This is a genomic window from Streptomyces sp. NPDC058964, from assembly GCF_042741275.1.
GTDB lineage: Bacteria > Actinomycetota > Actinomycetes > Streptomycetales > Streptomycetaceae > Streptomyces.
In genome coordinates, this window is sequence record NZ_JBHYKH010000813.1 from 1 (window position 1) to 2,538 (window position 2,538).

Here is a 2,538-nt window from a genome sequence, read left to right on the forward strand (position 1 = left end):
GTCCGCGCGAGGATCATGTCCTCGACCAGCTTGCGGCGCTCGCCGAGGAACATGTGCTCGGTGCGGCACAGTCCGATGCCCTGCGCGCCGAACCGCCGGGCCCGGGCGGCGTCCTCGGGGGTGTCGGCGTTCGCCCGCACTTCCATGCGCCGTACGCCGTCGGCCCTCTCCATGGCGCGGGCCACGGTCTCGACCACCCCGGCCGACCGCTCGCCCGTCTCGAAGTACCGCATCACCGCGGAGTCGATGAGCGGAGCGGCACCCAGGTGGACGGTACCGTCGGAGCCGTCGACGGAGATCACCGTGCCCTCCTCGACCACGGTGCCGCCCACCGTGAACCGGCGGGCTCCGGTGTCCACCGCGATCTCCTCGGCACCGCAGACGCAGACCTTGCCCATGCCGCGGGCGACGACGGCGGCATGGCTGGTCTTGCCGCCGTGGCTGGTCAGGACGGCTTGTGCGGCGATCATGCCGGGCAGGTCGTCGGGAGCGGTCTCCTGGCGTACGAGTACGACCTTCTCGCCCGCGGCGGCCCGGCGCACGGCTTCGGCGGAGTCGAACACCGCGGCCCCCACGGCCGCGCCCGGCGAGGCCGGGAGACCGTGCGCGAGAGCCTCGCCGACGGCCGACGTGTCGAACCGGGGGAACATGAGACGGGCGAGGCCGCCGCCACTGACGCGGGCCAGGGCCTCGTCCGGGGTGATGAGCCCCTCGTCGACGAGCGCGGCGGCGATGGCGAAGGCGGCCTCCGCGGTGCGCTTGCCCACCCGGGTCTGCAGCATCCACAGCCGGCCGCGTTCGATGGTGAACTCGATGTCGCACAGGTCCCGGTAGTGCCTCTCCAAGGTCCGCATGTGGTCGCGCAACTGGGCGTACGACCGGGGATCCAGCCGCTCCAGGTCCGTCAGGGGCACGGTGTTGCGGATGCCGGCGACGACGTCCTCGCCCTGCGCGTTGGGCAGGTAGTCGCCGTACAGTCCGCGCCGACCGGTGGCCGGGTCCCGGGTGAAGGCGACGCCGCTGCCGGAGTCCGGGCCGAGGTTGCCGAAGACCATGGTCTGCACATTGACCGCGGTGCCCAGGTCGTCGGGGATGTGCTCGCGGCGGCGGTAGAGACGGGCGCGCTCACCGTTCCACGACTCGAAAACGGCCAGGACCGCGCGCCGCAGCTGTTCGGCCGGGGACTGGGGGAAGCTCTCACCGGTCTCCCGCCGGATCAGTTCCTTGTAGGCCTCGACGAGCCCCGACAGATCGTTCGCGTCCAGGCCCAGGTCGTCCACCGCGCCGCGGGCCTGCTTGAAGTCCGCCATGACCTGCTCGAACAGCGAGCCGGCCACACCCATGACGGTACTTCCGAACATCTGCACGAGGCGACGGTACGAGTCCCAGGCGAAACGCTCGTTCCCGGAGGACTTCGCCAGGCCGTGGACGGATTCGTCGTTCAGGCCGATGTCCAGGATCGTCTCCATCATGCCGGGCATGGAGAACCGCGCGCCGGAGCGCACGGACAGCAGGAGCGGGTCGTCGGGCTGGCCGAGCGACCGCCCGGCACCGGCCTCCAGGAGCGTCAGGTGACCGGAGATCGCGCGGGACATCCCCTCGGGCTCGGCGCCGGTGACGAGGAAGGCCCGGCAGGCTTCGGTGGTGACGGTGAACCCGGGCGGGACGGGCAGGCCCATCCGGGTCATCTCCGCCAGGTTGGCGCCCTTGCCGCCGAGCAGGCCGGCCATGTCGCGGCCGCCCTCGGTGAACGCGTACACGTAGCTGTCCATGACGATGTGTTCTTCCTTCCGACTTCTCGTGCCGGATCAGGTGCGGGCTCGGCTCCGCGCCGGGCGCCGCACTGCCGCAAGCGCTCGATGTGCGGCAGGGTGAGGGCAGGTCATATCTCGAAGACGATGCGTGTCCGAGGATGGAGCCGATATCGGAGGTGCCGGACGGTGTCGAAGAGCGGAACGGGCCTCACGACGGATACGGGCCTGGCCAGGGCTGGGCCGCAGGCCGGGACGCTCCTCGATCAGCAGCGGTTCGCCCAAGGCCCGGACGACGGCTGCCGTCATGGTCTCCTCCTCGAGAACCGTCGGTGAGATGTGCTACCAGCGTCGAACGAGCGGCGGCCCGGCAGCAGGGACTGGACGTCCCGGCCGTAGGGCCGCTAGGCCCTGGTTCCCACGTCCCTGCATCCCGCAAGCTTTGACCGGACGAGAGGAGCGTTTCATGGCGGACGGCGAACGGCCCGGCCCCGACAACCCGATCCGGGTCTTTCTGCTGGACGACCACGAGGTCGTACGGCGTGGGGTGCACGACCTGCTGAACGACGAGCCGGACATCACGGTGGTCGGCGAGGCCGGGACCGTGGGGCAGGCTCTGGTACGCGTCCCCGCGCTGCGCCCGCAGGTGGCGGTCCTCGACGTGCGCCTGCCGGACGGTGACGGTGTGACCGTGTGCCGTGAGTTGCGCTCACAGATGCCGGACCTGGCCTGTCTGATGCTCACCTCGTTCGACGACGAGGAGGCCTTGCTCGACTCGATCATGGCG

At 70.9% G+C, this 2,538-nt stretch carries 2 protein-coding genes; one reads left to right on the forward strand and one right to left on the reverse strand.

Going from position 1 to position 2,538, the window contains the following annotated elements; translation table 11 throughout:
* Positions 1–1,772, reverse strand: a 1,772-nt coding sequence (locus ACFW2E_RS45095) for a pyruvate, phosphate dikinase (RefSeq protein WP_384477487.1), incomplete at its 3' end; no start/stop codon positions are given.
* A 445-nt stretch (positions 1,773–2,217) separates the two neighbouring features.
* Between ACFW2E_RS45095 and ACFW2E_RS45100 the strand changes: the two genes are divergently transcribed.
* Positions 2,218–2,538, forward strand: a 321-nt coding sequence (locus tag ACFW2E_RS45100) for a response regulator transcription factor (protein ID WP_384477490.1), incomplete at its 3' end; no start/stop codon positions are given.